Source organism: Kosakonia sp. ML.JS2a, from assembly GCF_025642095.1.
GTDB lineage: Bacteria > Pseudomonadota > Gammaproteobacteria > Enterobacterales > Enterobacteriaceae.
Genome location: NZ_CP106754.1, coordinates 261,705 through 282,384 on the forward strand (window position 1 = coordinate 261,705; position 20,680 = coordinate 282,384).

The 20,680-nt window shown below is 55.1% G+C and carries 17 protein-coding genes; 6 read left to right on the forward strand and 11 right to left on the reverse strand.

What is annotated here, in order from left to right; all coding sequences use genetic code 11:
* Positions 1-18: 18 nt before the first annotated feature.
* The gene (locus N7922_RS01150) at positions 19-948 is read right to left on the reverse strand and encodes a sugar kinase (RefSeq protein WP_263098883.1); all 930 of its coding nucleotides are present in this window, start codon (positions 946-948) and stop codon (positions 19-21) included.
* A gap of 232 nt (positions 949-1,180) precedes the next feature.
* Between N7922_RS01150 and pdeH the strand changes: the two genes are divergently transcribed.
* The gene (gene pdeH, locus N7922_RS01155) at positions 1,181-1,951 is read left to right on the forward strand and encodes a cyclic-guanylate-specific phosphodiesterase (RefSeq protein WP_263098884.1); all 771 of its coding nucleotides are present in this window, start codon (positions 1,181-1,183) and stop codon (positions 1,949-1,951) included.
* A 63-nt stretch (positions 1,952-2,014) separates the two neighbouring features.
* Entirely contained in the window at positions 2,015-4,051 is a 2,037-nt protein-coding gene (locus N7922_RS01160; RefSeq protein ID WP_263098885.1) for an AsmA family protein, read from the forward strand.
* Positions 4,052-4,188: 137 nt separating this feature from the next.
* Here N7922_RS01160 and N7922_RS01165 read toward each other — a convergent pair whose 3' ends face one another.
* From N7922_RS01165 to N7922_RS01175, 3 genes are all read right to left on the reverse strand, one after another.
* Positions 4,189-5,505, reverse strand: a complete 1,317-nt coding sequence (locus N7922_RS01165; RefSeq protein WP_263098886.1) for an MFS transporter — start codon at positions 5,503-5,505, stop codon at positions 4,189-4,191.
* A 271-nt stretch (positions 5,506-5,776) separates the two neighbouring features.
* Entirely contained in the window at positions 5,777-6,808 is a 1,032-nt protein-coding gene (gene yhjD, locus N7922_RS01170; RefSeq protein WP_263098887.1) for an inner membrane protein YhjD, read from the reverse strand.
* Between the two features lie 55 nt (positions 6,809-6,863).
* On the reverse strand, positions 6,864-7,763 hold the full coding sequence (locus N7922_RS01175; RefSeq protein ID WP_263098888.1) for a LysR family transcriptional regulator: 900 nt from the start codon (positions 7,761-7,763) through the stop codon (positions 6,864-6,866).
* Positions 7,764-7,881: 118 nt separating this feature from the next.
* Here N7922_RS01175 and N7922_RS01180 point away from each other — a divergent pair, with 118 nt between their 5' ends.
* Positions 7,882-8,640, forward strand: a complete 759-nt coding sequence (locus tag N7922_RS01180; RefSeq protein WP_263098889.1) for an SDR family NAD(P)-dependent oxidoreductase — start codon at positions 7,882-7,884, stop codon at positions 8,638-8,640.
* A 43-nt stretch (positions 8,641-8,683) separates the two neighbouring features.
* Here N7922_RS01180 and N7922_RS01185 read toward each other — a convergent pair whose 3' ends face one another.
* Both N7922_RS01185 and N7922_RS01190 read right to left on the reverse strand, forming a co-directional pair.
* Positions 8,684-9,082, reverse strand: coding sequence for a YdeI family stress tolerance OB fold protein (locus N7922_RS01185; RefSeq protein ID WP_263098890.1), 399 nt, complete (start codon positions 9,080-9,082; stop codon positions 8,684-8,686).
* Positions 9,083-9,150: 68 nt separating this feature from the next.
* Complete coding sequence (locus tag N7922_RS01190; protein WP_263098891.1) at positions 9,151-9,687, reverse strand: GNAT family N-acetyltransferase; 537 nt, start codon at positions 9,685-9,687, stop codon at positions 9,151-9,153.
* 156 nt (positions 9,688-9,843) lie between these two features.
* Between N7922_RS01190 and N7922_RS01195 the strand changes: the two genes are divergently transcribed.
* Positions 9,844-11,430, forward strand: coding sequence for an STY4199 family HEPN domain-containing protein (locus tag N7922_RS01195; RefSeq protein WP_263098892.1), 1,587 nt, complete (start codon positions 9,844-9,846; stop codon positions 11,428-11,430).
* 41 nt (positions 11,431-11,471) lie between these two features.
* On the opposite strand, the gene N7922_RS01200 is transcribed toward N7922_RS01195, so the two are convergent.
* Positions 11,472-13,121, reverse strand: coding sequence for an alpha,alpha-trehalase (locus N7922_RS01200; protein ID WP_263098893.1), 1,650 nt, complete (start codon positions 13,119-13,121; stop codon positions 11,472-11,474).
* Positions 13,122-13,428: 307 nt separating this feature from the next.
* Between N7922_RS01200 and N7922_RS01205 the strand changes: the two genes are divergently transcribed.
* Positions 13,429-13,836, forward strand: coding sequence for a GNAT family N-acetyltransferase (locus N7922_RS01205; protein WP_263098894.1), 408 nt, complete (start codon positions 13,429-13,431; stop codon positions 13,834-13,836).
* Between the two features lie 35 nt (positions 13,837-13,871).
* Here the strand turns inward: N7922_RS01205 and aguA are convergent, their stop codons facing one another.
* Positions 13,872-14,954: an agmatine deiminase gene (gene aguA, locus N7922_RS01210; protein ID WP_263098895.1), complete on the reverse strand. Its 1,083-nt coding sequence runs from the start codon at positions 14,952-14,954 to the stop codon at positions 13,872-13,874.
* Between the two features lie 3 nt (positions 14,955-14,957).
* Positions 14,958-15,842: an N-carbamoylputrescine amidase gene (gene aguB / locus N7922_RS01215; protein ID WP_263098896.1), complete on the reverse strand. Its 885-nt coding sequence runs from the start codon at positions 15,840-15,842 to the stop codon at positions 14,958-14,960.
* A gap of 130 nt (positions 15,843-15,972) precedes the next feature.
* On the opposite strand from aguB, the gene N7922_RS01220 reads away from it, so the two are divergent.
* A complete protein-coding gene (locus tag N7922_RS01220) occupies positions 15,973-16,872 on the forward strand; it encodes a LysR family transcriptional regulator (protein ID WP_263098897.1) in 900 nt (299 codons plus the stop codon).
* A gap of 170 nt (positions 16,873-17,042) precedes the next feature.
* Here N7922_RS01220 and potE read toward each other — a convergent pair whose 3' ends face one another.
* Together potE and speF are read right to left on the reverse strand one after the other, a co-directional pair.
* Complete coding sequence (gene potE, locus N7922_RS01225; RefSeq protein WP_263098898.1) at positions 17,043-18,362, reverse strand: putrescine-ornithine antiporter; 1,320 nt, start codon at positions 18,360-18,362, stop codon at positions 17,043-17,045.
* Positions 18,359-20,557 (reverse strand): ornithine decarboxylase SpeF, encoded by a 2,199-nt coding sequence (gene speF, locus N7922_RS01230; RefSeq protein WP_263098899.1) that lies wholly within the window; start codon positions 20,555-20,557, stop codon positions 18,359-18,361. Before speF ends, potE begins: the two co-directional genes overlap by 4 nt.
* Positions 20,558-20,680 lie beyond the last annotated feature (123 nt).

Genomic DNA, 20,680 nt, shown 5'->3' on the forward strand with positions numbered 1-20,680 from the left:
AGAGGCATCAACATCCACTCAGTTCGGCATGGCGTCGCGCGGAATGATCGCGCCGCGATACTGAATTACCGTGCTGGCGGTTAAATGACCGCGTTTTGCTGCCGCAACCGCATCGCTGCCGGTCAGACGTACGGCCAGGTAGCCTGCGCTGAACGAGTCACCCGCCGCAGTGGTATCGATCACTTTCTCTTTCGGCAATTTCACTGCCGGGACTTCCACAACCGCTTCGCCCGCAATCGCCACCAGGCATGCGTCCGCACCGCGTTTGATAACCACTTCTTTCACACCGGCTTGCTGGGTGCGTGCAATCACCTCTTCTACCGGCTTTTCGCCCCACAGCAGGTCTTCATCATCCAGCGTCAGGAAAGCGATATCGGTGCAGGCCAGCATCTGCTGATAAACCAGGCGCGTCTCTTCTTTGCTGGCCCACAGGCGCGGGCGGTAGTTGTTATCGAAAATCACTTTACCGCCGTTGGCGCGGCACTCCTGCAGCAGTGACAGCAGCTTATGACGGCTGGTCGGGCTCAGGATTGCCAGGCTGATGCCGCTCAGATAGAGATAATCGAACGTAGCCAGCTCTTCACAAATCGCGTCGGATTGGTCGCTCTCCAGCCAGAATTTGGCTGCGGCCTCGTTGCGCCAATAGTAGAAGGTACGTTCGCCGGTCGCATCGGTTTCGATGTAGTACAAGCCCGGCAGGCGGTTTTCCATACGCTGAGTCAGGCGGGTATCCACGCTCTCGCTCTGCCACGATTCCAGCATCTGCTGGCTGAAGTTATCCGTACCCAGCGCGGTGACATAGTGCACGGACAACGCCGCAGGATCGACCTGGCGCGCGATGTAAACTGACGTATTAAGGGTATCGCCACCAAAGCCACGATTAACTTCTGCGCCTTTTTGTGACAGCTCGATCATGCATTCGCCAATGACGGCAATTTTCCTGGACATAGTCGTGAACCTGAATCAGATGAATTAACGGTAGTGTGCGTTGTGGGTGATTCGTGGTCAACTATATTAAAACAACGTTCCAGTATTTTTTTGAGCTAAAGCGTGTTCTGTGCAGATTCCGGTGTCCCGCTTTTTGATTTTTGCCGCCAGCGTGAACATAAAGTTATCAGACCGAGCGCCGATAACCCTTTGACGAGTTCCTCCAGGTCATCCCATCGACAGGACAGTAGAAATGAAGTTAAAGCAGGTCATCCAGCGACTCAATATTCCTGAGGCAGACATTGAAAGCTTGCAGGAACGTCGTTACTGGCTGCAATGCGAGCGTGCTTATACTTATCAGCCCATCTACAGAACAGATGGCCGCCTGATGGCTATTGAAGTATTGACCATTGTGACCCATCCGTTGCAGCCGGATCAGCGTATCGCGCCGGATCGCTACTTTTCTGAAGTGGCTGTGCGCCAGCGTGTGGACGTGGTGTACGAGCAGGTGGCGCTACTGGCGGAGCAAAAGGCATTCTTCGAAGAGAATGAGGTGCTGGCGTCGGTGAACGTCGACGGTCCAACGCTGCTGGCAATGCGCCAGAACGAAGAACTGATGTCACTGGTGGAATCGCTGCCGTGGATCCGCTTCGAGCTGGTTGAACATATCCGTTTACCGCAAGACTCTACTTTTGCGTCAATCAGCGAAATCGGCCCGCTCTGGCTGGACGATTTTGGCACCGGCATGGCGAATTTCTCGGCGCTGAGCGAAGTGCGTTACGACTACATCAAAGTCGCGCGCGACCTGTTCATCATGTTGCGTAAAACCCCGGAAGGGCAAAATCTATTCACGCTGCTGCTGCAGTTGATGAACCGTTATTGCCAGGGCGTGATTGTTGAAGGGGTCGAAACCCTGGAAGAGTGGCGCGATGTGCAGGACTCGCCGGCGTTTGCTGCACAGGGCTATTTTCTTTCGCGCCCGGTTCCTTTAGCCCGGCTTGAACACGTGATACTCGAACTGTAATCGCCGCCCTTTCCCTGAGCCTCAACTATCTTTATGAAAGTCAGGCTGTAAAGGAAAGGTTCAATGACAAAAACGAGTAAAGCGATTATTGCCGTCATTGCGACGCTGCTGTTACTGATTGTGGTTGCCATCATTATCGTCGCCACATTCGACTGGAACCGCCTCAAACCGACGATTAACGAGAAAGTCTCAGCTGAACTGAACCGCCCTTTTGCCATTCGCGGCGATCTTGGTGTGGTCTGGGAGCGGCAAAAAGAGGAAACCGGCTGGCGAAGCTGGGTGCCCTGGCCGCATGTGCATGCCGATGACGTCCTGCTGGGCAACCCGCCGGACATTCCCGAAATCACCATGGTGCATCTGCCCCGCGTGGAAGCCACGCTGGCCCCGCTCGCGCTGCTAACCAAAACCGTCTATCTGCCGTGGATCAAGCTCCAGCAGCCCGATGCCAGGCTGATTCGCCGCTCCGATACGCTGAATAACTGGACCTTCAATCTCGCCAGCGACAGCACGAAAGAGACCGATACGCCGCCCTCCGACTGGTCTTTCCGCCTCGATACGATCCTTTTTGATCGCGGGCGCATCGCTATTGACGACAGCGTAACCCGCGCCGATATCGACATTCTGGTCGACGCGCTCGGCAAGCCGTTGCCGTTTAGCGAAGTCACGGGCAAAAGCGACAACAAAACCCACGCTGGTGATTATGTTTTTGGCCTGACGGCGAAAGGGCGCTACAACGGTCAGCCGCTCTCCGGCACGGGGAAAATCGGTGGCATGCTGGCGCTGCGCAGCGAAGGGACGCCCTTTCCGGTGCAGGCGGATTTCCGTTCAGGCAATACCCGCGTGGCGTTTGTCGGCACCGTTAATGATCCTCTAAATCTGGGCGGCATCGATCTGCAACTGAAATTCGGCGGTGACTCGCTTGGCGACCTGTACGATCTCACCGGCGTACTGCTGCCGGATACGCCACCCTTTGAAACGGATGGCCACTTAGTGGCGAAGCTCCATGATGCTAAGGGCCAGGCCTATGATTATCGCGACTTTAATGGTCATATCGGCGACAGCGATATTCACGGTACGCTCAAGTATACCACCGGCAAACCACGCCCTAAACTGGAAGGCGACGTCGAGTCACGCCAGCTTCGTCTGGCGGATTTGGGGCCGCTGATTGGCGTCCATTCCGGCAAAGGCACCGTGGCGAAAAAAGAGGCTGTGTCAGCGCAACCGGTGGGTAAGGTGCTGCCGTACGATCGTTTCGAGACTGACAAATGGAACGTGATGGACGCCGATGTCCGCTTTAAAGGTCGCCGGATTGAACACGGTTCAACGCTGCCAATCAGCGACCTCTCGACCCACGTGTTGCTGAATAATGCCGATTTGCGTCTGCAACCGCTGACGTTCGGCCTGGCGGGCGGTACGATTTCGGCAACGCTCCACCTCGAAGGCGATAAGAAGCCAATGCAAGGGCAGGCGGATATTCAGGCGCGTCGCCTGAAGCTCAAAGAACTGATGCCCAATGTGGAACTGATGCAGAAGACGCTCGGGGAGATGAACGGCGATGCCAACATTCGTGGCGTGGGCAATTCCGTCGCCGCACTGCTCGGCACCAGCAACGGCGATCTGAAGCTGCTGATGAACGACGGACTGGTAAGCCGTAACCTGATGGAGATCCTCGGTCTTAACGTTGGTAATTACCTTGTCGGGCAGATCTTTGGCGATGATGAAGTCCGGGTCAACTGCGCGGCGGCGAATCTCAATCTGGTGAATGGCGTGGCGCGCCCGCAGATCTTTGCTTTTGATACGGAGAACGCGTTGATTAACGTCACGGGCAGCGCCAGTTTTGCGTCAGAGCAGTTAGATTTAACCATCGATCCGGAAAGTAAAGGCATCCGCATTGTGACACTGCGCTCGCCGTTGTATGTGCGCGGCAGTTTCAAAAACCCGCAGGCGGGCGTCAAAGCCGGGCCATTGATTGCCCGCGGCGCGGTCGCGGCGGCGCTGGCAACGTTAGTTACGCCAGCAGCAGCCTTACTGGCGCTGGTTTCACCTTCTGAAGGTAAACAAAATCAGTGTCAGGCAATTTTGTCACAGATGAAGCACTAAAGGAGAAGGTGGGGTTTCTGGCTTCCGTCACAGGCGAGAGAATGTTCTGCTTCTTCCTGAAGGTTGGGATTTTCTCCCCTGGGGTGAGGGGGGGTCTCCCTCTCCCTTTTAGGGAGAGGGCGGGGTGAGGGTAAATATTACAGCGACTGGTGCTTCGTCTCGTGCGTCAGCAGCAGAGCGATCAACGTCAATGACGCCATCGCCGCCAGGTAAATCCCAACGTAAAACAGACCGTAGTTCGCCTGCAACCAGGTCGCGATATAGGGGGCCACGGATGCGCCCAGAATCGACGACACGTTGTAGGAGAACGACGCGCCGGTATAGCGAACTTCCGTCGGGAACAGCTCCGGCAGCAGCGCGCCCATCGGGCCAAAGGTCAGCCCCATCAGACTCAAACCAATCAACAGATACGCCATCACCAGCACCGGGTTACCGGAACCGAGCAGCGGCGGGAAGATGCACAGCGCGAACAGAATAATCAGCGAGGTGATCACCACCATGCTTTTGCGACGGCCGAACGCATCCGCCAGCAAACCCGCCACCGGAACCATCACGCCAAAACCGATCACTGCCAGCATCAGCATCCACAGCACTTCGTTACGCGGCAGGCCCAGCCCCTGCGGCGAGGTGCTGTAGGTCATTGAGTAGACTGTCATGATGTAAAACAGCGTGTAGGTTGCCAGCATGATGAACGTGCCCAGCACCGTCACGCGCACGTGTTTGGTCAGCAGCGTTCCCAACGGGATTTTGACCTGTTTCTTTGCCGCAGCGACTTTGGCGAACACCGGGGTTTCATGCAGCGACACGCGAACATACAGGCCGATAATGACCAGCACGGCGGAGAAGATAAAGGGTACGCGCCAGCCCCAGCTCATAAACTGTTCATCGGTCAGCAGCCAGGAGAGCAGCAGGAAGGTGCCGTTGGCAAAGAAGAAACCGATCGGTGCGCCAAGCTGCGGGAAGGAGCCATACAGCGCACGTTTACGCGGCGGTGCGTTTTCCGTCGCCAGCAGTGCTGCGCCGCCCCATTCACCGCCCAGGCCCAGACCCTGACCAAAACGCGCCAGCGCCAGCAGCAAGGGCGCCATCACGCCAATGGTTTCGTAGCCCGGCAGCAGGCCGATCACGACCGTGGAAATGCCCATGGTCAGCAGCGAGGCGACGAGCGTAACTTTCCGGCCGACGCGATCGCCGAAGTGACCAAATACCGCAGAGCCGATTGGACGGGCGATAAAGGCAATGGCGAAGGTTGCCAGTGATTGCAGCGTGGCCGCTGTCGGATCACCCTGCGGGAAGAAGATATGTGGAAAAACAATGACCGCAGCGGTGGCGTAAATATAGAAGTCGAAGAATTCGATGGCGGTGCCGATCAGAGACGCGATGACGACTTTATTACGGGAGTTTACCGGTGCGTGTTCCTGTTCGTTGTCTAATGTTGTGGCTGTAGCTTGCATAAAATTTTCTTATTTTGGGCGAACGAACAGCCATATTAGTCACAGCAAAAGAGACATTTCAATCTGTAACAAAACCACGGATAGCCTGAAAATTGAGCAAAAAGCGGATAATTTTCAGACTTGCGATTTATCTTCTATGAAATGCTTCACAATTTTTAAAGATTGGTGGATAAAACTGGTTTTTGGTTAAATAAAAGTTACGGTCTGGATTTTCATGCTGAAATCATCGATCGGGCTGATATATTGCGTTTACGTTCAGCCCGATAGCCGCTTAGCGGGGGGTTCTGCCCGGCATGCGCGGGTCATCTTTATAGTGCGCAGTGGCAATCCAGGCGGCACAGAACAGGGTCAGGCGGGCAAAGAAATAGAAAAAGGCCATCAGCCCGAGCACGGAACCAAATGCTGCGCCGGAAGGGGATTTCACCAGCGAAGGCAGCGTCCAGGTCATGACGATTTTAATGACTTCAAAGCCGATGGCGGCAATCAACGTCCCACGAATCAGCGCTTTTCTGCGCGGGCGATGACGGGGCAAGCGCCAGAAGATCCAGAAGAACAGCAGATAGTTGGCAAAAATAGATATCGCCAGACCAATCAGCCGCCAGGCCGGTTTCAGCCACTCAATGTAATCGAGGTACAGCGCCGAGATGATCATCTGCTGCGCCGCGCCGGCAATCGACGTGATCGACAGCGTAATAATCAGCGCCACCAGCAGACCTATCAGCGAGATGAAATCGCGGAAATATTTCACCCAGAGTTTCTCTTTGTCCTGGGCATTGCGCTCCCAGACATCCCGCGACTGGGCGCGGATCGCTTCACGCAGGTTGCCCATCCAGTTGATGCCGGAATAGAGGGCAATTGCCAGCCCGACAATGCCGACGGTGGTACGTTGTTGCACCGCAATATTGATGGTGTTCTTCAGGGTCATGGCCATTGTCGGATCGCTGACGCTCATCAGGATCTTGTCGAAAATATCCTGCAACAGCGTGGGGTGCGAGGCGAGAACAAAACCGGCGGCGGCGAAGGAGACCATCAGTATCGGGATCATCGACAGAAACGAGAAATAGGTGATGGCAGCGCCAAACTGATTTCCCATACGATCGTTAAAGCGTTCTGTCGCGCGGATCAGGTGCGCAATCATCGGGCGTCGCTGGATTTTTTTCGCGGTGCTGGTCACCGTGCTCAGCGTACCGTTGAGTTTACCGCTGGCAGGACGTTTCTTTTCGGGGGGCTGCTCCGCCATCTTCCTGACGGGTTGGTAGTCGAGATCGTGCGTCGGGCGTTTTTCGTGGTTTTCCGGCGTCATCAGGTGCGTTTTCCTTCTCCTGAATGGGTCATTGTGAAAATTATAGCCTGGGGGGTTAATCGACATAATCTCTTAACGCGCCTGCCAGCCACTCCATAAACAGATGTACCCGGCGGGAAAGATTACGGCGATGGGGGTAAATCAGCGAGACAGGCATCGGCTCTGCGCGGTATTGCGGCAGGATCTCCACCAGTTTTCCGCTGCGTAACGCATCACGTACGCCAATGCGTGGCACCTGGATAATCCCCAGCCCGGCGAGGCAAGCGGCCTGGTAAGTTTCGGTGCTGTTAACCGTCAGAATGCCGCCGGTTTTCACCCAACGAGTCTGATTATCCTGCCACAGCTCAAAGCCTTGCGGTCGTGTGCCGAGATTAACGGCGTAGTGCACCAGCGCATGGGAAGATAAGTCCTCCAGTGTTTCCGGATAGCCAAAACGCGCCAGATAATCCGGGCTGGCGCAGTTGATGATCGACAGGCGGCCCAACTGGCGGGCGATCAGGCCGGAATCTTTCAGCGTTCCCACGCGCACCACGCAGTCAAACCCTTCGCGGATAATGTCCACCAGCCGGTCGCTGCTGCTCAGCTCCAGTTCAATGCCGGGATACTGTTGCAAAAACGCGGGCAGCCGCGGGATCACCAGATTTTTTGCCACGCCGACGGGCATATCCACCCGTAAACGGCCGCTGATGCTGGAAGGATCGTGCAAAAAAAGACCATCCAGCTCGTCCATATTCGCCAACAGATCTTTTGCCCGCTCGTAATAGACCATCCCATCTTGCGTGAGCTGTACGCGTCGTGTGGTGCGGTGCAGCAACTGTGTACCGAGGTGGGTTTCCAGCGCCTGGATCTGCCGCGATACGCTACCTTTAGGAAGTCCCATTGAGTCTGCCGCCCGGGAGAAGCTCTCCAGTTCCGCTACGCGGATGAACAGTTGCATTGCGTAAATTTTATCCATCGCGGCACGCTATTGTTATCTTCAGTGAAACAGTGAAGTGTAATTTAGCACCTTTATTGTTTTCAGGTCAGCTAATAAGCTTTTCTCACTCCCCTGATTCAGCAAAAACGAGGTTCTTATGACACAACATATTGCAGTAGTGACTGGCGGTAGCCGTGGATTAGGTAAAAACGCGGCGCTCAAGCTGGCAGCGAAAGGAATCGGCATTATTCTGACCTACAATAATAACGCCGAGGATGCGCAACAGGTTGTGCGCGAAATTGAGCAAAAAGGCGTAAAAGCAACGGCATTACAATTGAATGTCGGCGATAGCGCGAGTTTTCCCGCCTTTACCCGTGAGGTACAGGAACAGCTGAAAACGGTATGGCAGCGTGAGACGTTTGATTATTTATTGAACAATGCCGGCATTGGCATTAACGCGTCGTTTGCCGACACCACAGAAGCGCAGTTTGACCAGTTGGTGAACATCCACTTTAAGGGACCGTTCTTCCTGACGCAGAGCCTGCTGCCGCTAATGAAAAACGGCGGGCGTATTCTCAATGTCTCCAGCGGCCTGGCACGTTTTTGCCAGCCGGGTTACGCCGCTTATGCCGCCATGAAAGGCGCGATGGAAGTGCTGACGCGCTATCAGGCGAAAGAGCTTGGTGCACGCGGCATTTCAGTCAATATCATTGCACCGGGGGCGATCGAGACCGACTTCGGCGGCGGCGTGGTGCGTGATAATGAGCAAATTAATCAGCACATTGCCGCGCAGACTGCGCTCGGGCGTGTGGGCCTGCCAGATGACATTGGCGATGCGATTGCCGCCCTGCTTAGCGATGAGTTGCACTGGATGAATGCGCAACGTATTGAAGTTTCCGGGGGCATGTTCCTGTAAAACGCGACGCCCGGCAGGTGGAGTGCCGCCGGGCGTTCGGCGATTATTGCTTCTGAAAATGCGTGACTCTGACGCGAACCGGCTGTTGCTTTTTATCGAGCGAGCCGCTGACGCCCACCAGTTCATCGGGCGAGATGGATTTCCCGTCAAAAACCGCCATGGGAATATCAAGCTGTATTTGATCGGTTTTATCGCGGAACAGATAGACATCTTTGCCTTCTCTTTCCACCAGATTACCGCGCAGCGAGACCGATGCGCCGTCATGCAGGGCTTTGGCTTGCTGGATTGTCATGATGCGGGCATCTTCCATGCCGCGATAGCCGTCATCCATTTTATGCGGCGGCGGTGGGGCTTTATCCGCCTTCAGGCCGGGTTGATCGTCTGCGAATGCTGTCATGGAGAACAGCGCCGCCAGACAGGCGGTCAGCATCATTTTCTTCATCACTTCTCCTGAACAGGACCAGAACACACCCCTAAGCCTGGCAGAGGTTGGAAAGGTATGCTGGCGAATTAGCCATTATTCCCATATTCATGTCGCAATAAGCCAAATAGCCAGTCGTTTTGCCAGCGCCCCGCCAGCCACCAGGCTTCACGCAACTCCCCTTCCAGTATAAAACCGGTTTTTTCCAGTAAGCGCCGGGAAGCGAGATTCCCTGACGTGACCGTGGCGACCAGTCGCCGGATACCGCCCTCGTTGAATGCGTAATCGCACAGCGCCTTTAGGGATTCCCGACCGTAGCCTTTACCCTGTGCCTGCGGTGCGAACAGGAAGCCCACTTCGGCACAGTCATCTTCGCGGTGAATATATCCGGTTACCCCCAGCGGCATGTGCGTCGCATTGTCGCGGACGACCAGGCAGAGCCAGTGTCGGCTTCCCGGGGACCATTCCGGCAGTCGTGCTACGAATTGCTCGCGGATTTCCTCACTGGAGCGGGGATCCGCAACGTAGCGCATCACATCCGGTTGCTGTTGCAGCGAAAGAAAAAATGCCCAGTCGCTTTCAACGATCGGCGAGCAGATCAGTCTTGGGGTACGAAGCATTAGCATCGTGAATGTCTCCGGCGGTTTTTTTACGGGTTCAAACGGCTGTCACTGATAATACGCAGTATCTGAGCTATCTTTTAATGACTCATAAATAAAGAAAAAATTAAGCGCTGATGTTGGCCAGTTAATTATTTCTACAGTTGTACTTAAAGGAAAATAATGACACATACTGCCCCAGCTAGTACGGGTGAACAGTTTGAAAAGTGTATTGCCGTTATTCGCGAGGCATCCATCGAAATTCTGTTGTTGCTCAATGCGCATTTCGATGAGGGAAAAGATCCCCGCTGGTTTCTGGAACAACTGGATATTGCGCGCCTCAGTATGGGTGGATGGGGCGCAGTGGCTAAACGACTTAAACTCAACGATGCGGAATTAACACAGTTCACTTTACAACTTCGCCATTTGCAGCAGCTCGTTCCGCACTATGAGAGCGGGCAAAGCGTGACGGAAAACCAGCTTATCGCTGCGTTGCGTTTTGTGGCGGCGTTAGAGAATCTGCGCGCGAAGCAGCCGTTGCTGAGCTACAACACGTTGACAAAAGTGAGCGATGCGCAGCAGAAGCACGGCCTGGAGCAGTTGCGGGCGCTGGAGATGATGATCACCTCGCTGGTGACGCAAGCATGGTCTGACCCTGACCGGCTGCGTAACCATCTGAAAGTGCAGTTTGGCGCAGACCGCGTGCGGCGCTGGCTGCGCGTTGGCGATCGTAACGATGTGTTAAGCGGTATGCGGTTTAGCGAACTGGCGCTGATGCTGATCGATAAGAAGGAGTTCAGCCAGCACTATGCGCGGATCTTCAATGACTCGTCGGTATTAACTCTGTTTCTGGAAACGCGTAAAACGCTACAAACGTTTCTGGATGATATCCGCCAGATACGTGCGGCGGCGATTGCGAACCAGCCGCTGACGTCGAACCAACTGAGTCTGCTGGCGAGTTATTACCCGCAAATCACCGGGCCGGTACAGCGGGCATGGGAAGAGGGGCGCACGAAAACAAACCCCACCGCCTTACTGAAAGAAGCGGGAACGGGGTTGGACGCTTTCTGGGAACAAGCGCGGAAAAGAGATCGCGCGGCCGGAGGTGATGTAATGCCGATACGTGACAATATCGAACCGCCCGCAAAGCGTGCGGCGCGCAACCGCGAGGAGCGGGAGGTGATACTCTCCGGCGCGTTGTGGGGTGCGGTGGGCGTGATGGTGCTGTTGATGGTGATTGGCGCGTTCTGGATGTTTACCAGCGGGCTCTCCGTGCCGAAGACCCGTGGAAGCGGTATTACCGTTCCGATTGCCGAAGATCGCCATCGAACATCGCCGAAGGAAGAACTGAGCAATATGGGTATTCCGCGCGATGAGAACAACTTCCGTTCGGCGATCGATCGGAATGACACCAAAGTGGTGTCGATGTTTTTACGCACTGGCATGAACTGGAAGCTCTCATGGACGGAACAGGCAATGGAGTCGGATTACCACGAAGTGCTGGACATGCTGCTCCGCTACCGGCTGCAAATGGATGAAAACCGGCCCTGTCGGCGGTTTATCACCACGTTGTCGCATGAAATGCTGGCAGGTAAAAAGCTCACCTCAACGGCAAAAAATTATCTGAGGGCGTTCTGTACGCTGGACCCGGTGGTGGAGCGCCAGCGCTATGAGATGGAACAGGCGCAACTGCGTTATAAAGCGGACCCGTCCGACGAGAACCGCAAACTGGCGGATATTCAGTCCGCCATTTATGACGTCATTGATTAATCAAATCTGCCCGGTAGCGCGATGCTTGCCGGGCATTTTCATTACGGTTCGCCGTATAAACCAATCAGTCTGCGCACCACACCGTTTGTCCAGCCAAAGCCATCCTGTAGCGGGTACTCCCCACCGCCCCCTTCGCTCGGGGTGCTGCTGGCAATGTGGTACTTCTCAATCAACTTATGGTGATGCTGGTAATAATGATTCACCGTCTGTAGCCAGCTGTGCGCGATTTCGTTGCCCAGTGAATCATTGCCATACAGTTTGAAGCCCTGAATGGCCATCCACTGTAGCGGCGCCCAGCCGTTGGGTTTATCCCACTGTTCACCGGTCTCGTACTCGGTTGCCAGAATGCCGCCCGGCGTCAGCAGTCGTGCCGTGACGGCTTCCGCCAACCGGTCAGCCTGCTCATGCGTCGTCATACCAACATACAGCGGGACGATACTGGCGGCGGAAAACAGCGCCATCTCTTCACGACGCCAGTCATAGTCGCGGTAGCAGCCATGCTCGTCATCCCACAGGTAACGGTTAACCGCTGCCCGGCGATCGCTGGCTTTCTGGCGGAACAGCGCTTCCCGTTCGCGGTCACCCTTCAGAGCGGAAATATTGGCAATGGCGCTTTCCAGCTTAAACAGGAACGCATTCAAATCGATAGGAATAAACTGCGTGGTGCGGATACTCGCCAGACGATGGGCGTCGCGCAGCCAGCGTGACGAGTAATCCCAGCCGGACGCCGCACCGGCGCGCAGATCACGGTAGACTTCGTTGGCCGGTCGCCCGGAGTTACGCGCCGTCTCCACGTCTTCAATCCAGGATTCATCGCGTGGCGTATCCCGGTCATCCCAGTAGCGATTAAGCAGTGAACCGTCAGGCATGCGCACCACATGGCGGTAGGCCTGGTTGAGCGCCAGCGACTCTGCGCCATCCATCCAGAAGGCGTACTCCATCAGCAGGTGCTCAAGGTAACGCCGTGCACCGCGTACGCCATCCTCTTCGAACAGTTCCACCATTAGCGCAAAGACGGGCGGCTGCGAGCGGCTCAGATAGTAGGTACGGTTGCCGTTAGGGATATGGCCGTAGCGTTCAATCATCCACGCAAAGTTATCCGCCATACAGCGCAGCAGATCGTCACGGCCGCTTTCCGCCAGCCCAAGCATGGTGAAATAGGAGTCCCAGTAGTAGGTTTCGCGGAATCGACCGCCAGGCACAATATAGGCCTGCGGCAGCGCCAGCAAGGAAGACCACGGAATATGATCCTGCGGTTCGCGGGTCAGTACCGGCCACAGGTGGTCAATATGCTCTTTCAGCGAGCGACTGGGGTCGGAGATATACTCTTTGGCATAGCTTTCCGGCATCCAGAAATGCGCCGCGACAAACTGACGCAGGTCGAATTCCGGTTTGCGTTTGATTTTGCGATAGCGAATCAGAATATCGAGCGGATCCATTTTTGGCGCGCAATCGGGAAACGTTTTGCTGTCGGCGAAGATGCGCGATGACTGCACGTGTTCAAACAGTTCAAGGTAACGATCGGCAGGGGTAAGCGCATCGGATGCGGGTAGCCCTTCGATCATTTCCGGCTCCGGCTCCGCCTCGATCATTTCATCCAGTTTTAACTCGCACGGATCGGTTTCGTAGACGGTTTCTTCGGCAATCACGAATTCGATAGGTTCTGCGCTTTGTTGTTTCTGGTTGAACATAGTGACTCTGGCCTCCGGATGTCGTCGTAAAAAAAGACAGGTGTTGCCCGGTTCTTTCATAAGCGTAGACATTCGCTTCGGTCTGTGAAAGACAAACTGTGCGTTTGATCACGTTTCTTTATCGGGCAATAGTCTGCAAATTTTTCATAACCTGTTGTTTATTAATAAACAAAACGGGTAACCCAACGGCTGGCGCAGCGGCGAAATTCGGAGCATTCGTTTTGCAACGATTTGTGAATAATCCCCCCGCTGCACATTCACGCAGGGTAGAGTAGGGGGGATTGCCCGTCATAAAGAGGAAGCGCCGTTGGAACTCGCCACTATTACGTTAGAGCAATGTCTCGATATCCGCCATGCGGTACTGTGGCCGCAGCTTGAGCGCGACGCCTCGCGCGTGGAAGGCGATGAGCACGCCTGGCATTATGGCGTGCTGGCGCAGCAGCAGGTCGTCAGTTGTTTATCGGTGTTTTTGCTCGGCGATCGTCACTGCCAGATCCGCAAATTCGCCACCGTGCAGGACCAGCAACAGCGTGGGTTTGGCGGTTTTTTGTTGCGCTCGGTGCTCGAACGGTTAGTGCAAATGGGCATGGCGTCGGTACAGCTGGACGCCAGAACATCGGCAGTACCGTTCTATACCCGCTTTGGTTTTATTGCCGAAGGGACGCCGTTCTGTAAAAAAGGGGTGGAGTACATTCGCATGTCGCGCGGGTTATAAAACGCCCGACGACATGGCTGCCGCCGGGAGGAGGGTTAACGCGGGATCTGCTGGGTAATGCAGTGGATGTTACCGCCGCCGAGCAAAATTTCGCGCGCCGGGACACCGGTAATGACAAAGCCCGGGTACATCTCTTCAAACAGCGCCAGCGCTTTGGCATCGGTTGCCGCATCCAGCAGCGGGAAAATAATCTGCTGATTGCTGATCAGATAGTTGACGTAGGAACCGGCCAGGCGGTTGCCTTCATGGCGCTCAATCGCCGTGCCTTTTTCCACACCAATGGTCTCTTCCGCGCTGGCGTACAGCGGTTGCGGAGAGGGCATCTTCCAGACCTTCAGTGTGCGACCCTGCGCATCCTTCACGTTTTCCAGCACGTTGAGGGCTGCAACGGAGCGGGTGTACTGCGGATCGTTCTGGTCGTCGGTCCAGTGCAGCGCCACTTCGCCAGGACGCACGAAGCAGCACATATTGTCGATGTGGCCATCGGTTTCGTCGTTAAACACACCGTCCGGCAGCCAGATTATCTGCGATACGCCAAGATAGTCGCGCAACTGCTGCTCAATCTGATCTTTGCTTAACCCCGGGTTGCGGTTCGGGTTCAGCAGGCATTCGGCAGTGGTCAGCAATGTGCCTTCGCCGTCAACGTGGATCGAACCGCCTTCCAGAATCAAATCCGTGTGGTAACAAGGCATCTGGTGGTAGTTCGCCACCTGAGCCGCGACCTGCTGATCGCGATCCCACGGCGCGTACAACCCACCGTTGAAGCCACCCCAGGCGTTAAACGTCCAGCTAATGCCACGCCGTTCGCCCGCCGCATTCAGCACCACGGTGGGGCCGGTGTCGCGCATCCAGGCGTCATCGCTCTCCATCTCCACCAGCGTCACTTCTGCGGGCAGGGTGGCGCGCGCTTTGGTCATCTCAGCGGCCGGGACGCCCATAATAACCGGGGTACTGCGCGAGATTGCCTTTGCGACGGCGGCAAACGCCTGTTGTGCAGGGGCGGCATCTGCGCGCCAGTTATCTGTGCGGTAAGGCCAAATCATCCATACCGCCTGGTGCGGCGCCCACTCTGCGGGCATGGCAAACCCATCTTTCACCGGCGTGGTCAGCTGTGACATCGGTTAGCTCCTTACGCTGCCATCAGAGGTGGCGATGGCACCATACATGTTCGGGCGACGATCGCGGAACAAACCCCAGGCGGCGCGTTGCGCGGCAACGGCATCCAGATCGAAAGTGTGCACCAGCACCGCTTCGTCGGTTTTGTTCGCCTGCTCCACCAGTGCACCGGTCTGATCGGCAATGAAAGAGGAGCCGTAGAAGGTCATTTCCAGGCCTTCAATGCATTTGCTGGCTTCGGTGCCAATACGGTTAGAGGCAATCACCGGAATGACGTTAGCGGCAGCGTGGCCCTGCTGGACGCGGGTCCAGTGCGGCTGGCTGTCGATGTCCGGGTAGGCAGGTTCAGAGCCGATGGCCGTCGGGTAGAAGATCACTTCTGCACCCTGCAGCGCCAGGCAACGTGCGGTTTCCGGGAACCACTGATCCCAGCAGATGCCAACGCCGACTTTGGCATAGCGGGTGTTCCACACTTTGAAGCCGGTATCGCCAGGGATAAAGAACTGTTTTTCCTGGTAAGCCGGGCCGTTCGGAATATGGGTTTTACGGTAGGTGTCCAGCACGCTGCCGTCGGCGTCGATCATCACCAGCGAGTTGTAATAAGCGTTGTTGCTCTTTTCAAACAGGCTCAGCGGCAGCACCACTTCCAGCTCTTTTGCCAGCGCAGAGAAGTGTTTAATCAGCGGGCTGGTGGCGACTTCCTGTGCCAGCGCGTAGTGTTCCGGGCTTTGGTCGATGCAGAAATAGGGCGCAGCGAACAGCTCCTGAATCAGGATGATCTGCGCGCCTTTGCTGTGGGCTTCACGGACCAGGCGTTCAGCGTTCTGAATGTTTTTTTCCAGATCCCAGCTACAGGCCATTTGCGTTGCGGCGACTGTGACATTTCTCATAAAAAAATCTCCCGTGGTTCTCAGTTCAGGCAGTGCAGAGCATCAGCACTTATTTTGCTGCAAACTATAGCAACGAAAACCGTTATGCATAAAATGTATTGTTATCATAAAAACATGAACAGGATGCATAGTGGCTATCGACCTGAACTTGCTGCGGCTGGTGCCGATTCTGGCGAAAGAGAAAAATGTCACCCGCGCGGCGCAAAAAGCGAACCTTTCCCAGTCGGCGTTTAGCCATGCGCTGAACCGCCTGCGCGAGCAGTTAAACGATGAGATGTTTATCCGCACCCGCAACGGTATGGAGCCCACGCCCTATGCAGCGATGATGATCCCGGTGATTGAGAATGCGCTCAGCAAGCTGGATACCGCCACGCGCGGGCCGAGCCACTTCGATCCGCTGCGTGATGCGCACACCTTCTATATTGGTGCGGTGGATTACTTCGAATTTATGTTTATGCCGGTGCTGACGGCGCGCTTTAAAACCATCGCGCCCAATGTGCGGTTGTCTGTCGATATTCTCTCGGAGACGATAAAAGTTGAAAGGGTGGAGAAGGGGCAACTGGATGCGTTTATTGGCGTGGATAATGTGCAGCATATTCCGCACTATTTTAATAAGCATCCGCTGGTCTCTGACCATTTTGTGGCCATTGCCTCTGTCGAGCGCCACGATTTACCTGAACAACTGACGATGAAACACCTGGTCAGCGAACCGCAAATTCACTTACCGGCGGTCAGTTCCGGCGCGGATCACATTGACGGCTGGCTGTTGTCGCAGCATCTTTATCGCCCGTTGGCGACGGTGGTGCAGAGTTATGCCGTCGGTGGGCGTGTGGCGGTGGCATCTGGTTATTTGATGTGCGTGCCTTTTCGCATCGCGCTGGAGCTGGCGAAAATGTTGCCGCTGCGAATTCTGGATCTGCCGGACGGCGCACCATCGTACGATTTATTGCTCCTTACCCACCGATTGTATGACTACCAGCCTGCGGTCCAGTGGCTGATTAATGAGTTAAAAACGGTGCGGATAGCGTGACACTCTTGTGTCAGGAAGATGGCGGGAAATACATTGCCAGTTCACGTCAGGATAAGAAAAAAATGAAAAATTACGCCCGTTTTATCCCTTTTTTCTTCCTGCCCAAACAGCGTCGAACTGCGCTGACAGAGAGCGTTTGAACCCCGGAAGCCAGGCTTCCGGGGACAGACTCAACTGTGTTTGTTGGTCAGTTCAAAGCGTGGTGAAACCAGCCCGTACAGCGTCCAGCCGAGGAAGGTCACAATCGAGCCGTAGAGCATGGCTTCTTCACCGGAGGAGTAAAGCGCGTAGAAGCTGTACAGCGCACCGATAAAGGCGACAGCGTTAGCGGCTTTGGCTTTCGACGGGTTAACGTTGGCCATTTTCTGAATGATAACCAGCGCAGCCATCGACAGAATGTACGGGATGATGTTCGTGACCACCGCCAGATTGACCAGCACGTTAAACTGGCTGTTCAGCGATGGGCTGATGGTCATCAGCGATAATCCACTCTGGATGACCACAATGGTCAGCATCCCCTGCACCGGCGCATCCACTTTCGTCACGCGTGAGAAGATTTTCGGGAAATAACCTTCGTCAGCAGAAGATTTAAAGACCTGTGCAATGGTGAACTGCCAGCCCAGCAGCGAACCGCAACAGGACATGATCATCAGCGCCATGATCACTTTCCCGACTTCCGGGGTAAACATCTGCGCAAAAGCCAGCCCGAACGGCGCGGTGGAGTTCGCCAGGTCCATATTCGGGACAATCCCGGCAATCACGTTGGTGGAGACGATGTAAATCACCGCTGCGCCCAGTGTGCCGCCCAGAACTGCAATCGGTACGTTACGTTCCGGGTTTTCCACCACCTCTGCGTTTGCGCAGGCCGACTCCAGACCGAGGAATGCCCACAATGTCATGGCGATAGACGAACCGACCGCAGTAAAGAACGGAACGTTGTGTGGGTTCCATGAGGCGACATACAGACTCGGGCTAAACCAGAACCAGCCGATGATGCACAGGCCCACCACCGGAATAATTACCCCCCAGACAGTGATACTGCTGATCTGCCCGGTAATGCGCGCACCGCCGAAGTTAGCTACGGTGCAAATCCACAATACGCCAATCGTCGCGAGGCCAATCTGTACCGGCGTCAGCGACACGCCGAACAGTTCGGTACCGTAACCCACCGCGGAAATCGCAATGGCCACGTTGGCAATCAGCAGCGACATGCCATAGGTGTAGTTCGCCATAAAGTTGCCGGATTTGCCGAACGCATACTCCGCATAGCCGCCCATGCCGCCGGATTTGCGGCTGAACATACCGCACTTGGCGAATGCCCATGCCAGCGCCATCGAACCTACGGCGGTCACCAGCCAGGAGATTATCGAGATGGTACCGACTTCCGCCAGCTTGGTGGGCAGCATAATAATCCCGGAGCCCATCATATTGACCATGGTCAGAATGGTGAGCTGGAGAACGCCCATCTTATTGGATTTTTTAGCACTCATAATTTTTCTCCTTTCAACAGGCTATGCTGCTTTTCCTGCTGTTTGATGACGTAACACCACACCTGTTTGCGACCGTCGTGTTCTTCGACGTACACACCCTGTAACTCAGGCGCAAAGCCCGGAAGCAGGTTGATACCCTCTTCCAGCGCGCTGAAATAACGCAGTACCGAGCCGCCCCAGATCTCACCCGGAACCACGCACAGTACCCCTGGCGGGTAAGGCAGCGCGCCTTCCGCTGCAATGCGGCCTTCTGCATTCGGCAGGCGAACCAGCTCCACCTCGCCGCGCAGGTAGGCGTAGTTGGCTTCTTGTGGTGAGAGGCTGACGCGTGGGAAGTGCGATTTGCGGAACATCTCTTTCTGCAACTGTTTCACATTGTGGCGGGCGTAAAGGTCGTGCATCTCCTGGCACAGCTGGCGCAGGCTGTAACCGTCGTAACGCGCCTGATGCTGGCGGTAGAGTGAAGGCAGAACGTCAGCCAGTGGCGCGTCGGATTCGAGCAGTTTTTCGAAACGCACCAGCAGGGCGATAAGCTGTTGCAGCTTGGCCATATCTTCCGCCGGGGTCAGCAGGAACAGGATCGAGTTAAGGTCGCATTTTTCCGGTACTACGCCATTTTCACGCAGGAAGTTGGCGAGGATGGTTGCCGGAACGCCAAAGTCTTCATATTCGCCATTCGCGGCATTGATACCGGGTGTGGTGAGCAGCAGTTTGCATGGGTCAACAAAGTACTGGTGTTCGGCATAGCCTTCGAACGCATGCCACTGTGCGCCCGGAACAAAATGGAAAAAGCGCAGATCGCCGGAGATTTCAGCCGTGTCGTAAGACTGCCATGGCTTACCATCGACGGTTTCCGGCACAAACGGACGGATATAACGGCAGTTATCGAGGATCAGTTTGCGGGCATCAATGCCGTTAGCGACGCAATCCATCCACATGTTGCGACCGCTCACACCTTCATGCATTTTGGCGTTGATATCCAGCGCGGCAAACAGCGGGTAGAAGGGGCTGGTGGAGGCGTGCATCATAAAGGCGTTATTCATGCGCTTATGCGGTACATAGCGAGGTTGCCCTTTGATATGGCGGTCTTTTTTGTGGATCTGCGACGTCTGGGAGAAACCTGCCTGCTGTTTGTGCACCGATTGTGTCACCAGGATGCCCGGATCGTTTTCATTCAGATCCAGCAGCAGGGGCGAGCAATCGGCCATCATCGGAATAAATTGCTCGTAACCCACCCAGGCGGAGTCAAACAGGATGTAGTCGCACAGGGGGCCAATCTTATCCACCACCTGGCGGGCGTTATAGATTGTGCCGTCGTAAGTCCCTAACTGGATCACCGCCAGGCGGAAGGGGCGTGTCTCTTTCGCCCGCTGCGGCGCGACTTCTTCAATAAGCTGACGCAGGTACGCTTCTTCAAAACAGTGGGCGTCGATGCCGCCGATAAAGCCGTACGGGTTACGCGCTGTTTCCAGATATACCGGAGTCGCGCCAGCCTGCAAGAGCGCACCGTGGTGGTTTGATTTGTGGTTGTTGCGATCAAACAGCACCAGGTCTCCCGGCGTCAGCAGGGCGTTAAGCACCACTTTGTTGGACGATGAAGTGCCGTTGAGCACGAAGTACGTTTTGTCGGCGTTAAAGACTTTAGCGGCGTGTTGCTGCGCAATGCACGGTGCGCCTTCGTGAATCAACAAGTCGCCCATGGCGACATCGGCATTACACAAATCGGAACGAAAGAGCGTTTCGCCAAAATATTCAACAAACTGATTTCCGGCCGGATGGCGGCGAAAAAACTCACCGCCCTGATGCCCGGGGCAGTCAAACGCGCTATTGCCCTTACCGACATAGTCAACCAATGCACGAAAGAACGGTGGACGTAGTTGTGTTTCATAGTGATGGGCTGCAGTTTCCAACTGGCGACCATAATAGTCGCTGCGGTTTTCGTTAAACTCAAAGACGCCCGAAATGCGTGGCAGATGTTCAGCCGGAACGCGTTCTTCCTCTTCTGTTGCGACAAAGACCGGAATTCCGTAGCCGGTCGCGTCGATTTCATCGAGTTTGCCTCGTTCAATATCATTGACGGATAACACGATAGCAGCGACGTCGATAAATTTACTTTCATCAACATTCACAAGATTGCGATGTGTGGAAAAACAGTCAGGGCAAGAACGACTGATTGCAATTTTTAATTCAGACATTTTCAACTCTTTATTTCAGGTAATAGCAGGTCCTCAATTTCCTGAACAGGAAATTGATATCTCCGGAGTGAATAAAGGCTTCCCGCTGATAAATAAAAATCAGTAAGTTGGTTTTATTCAGAT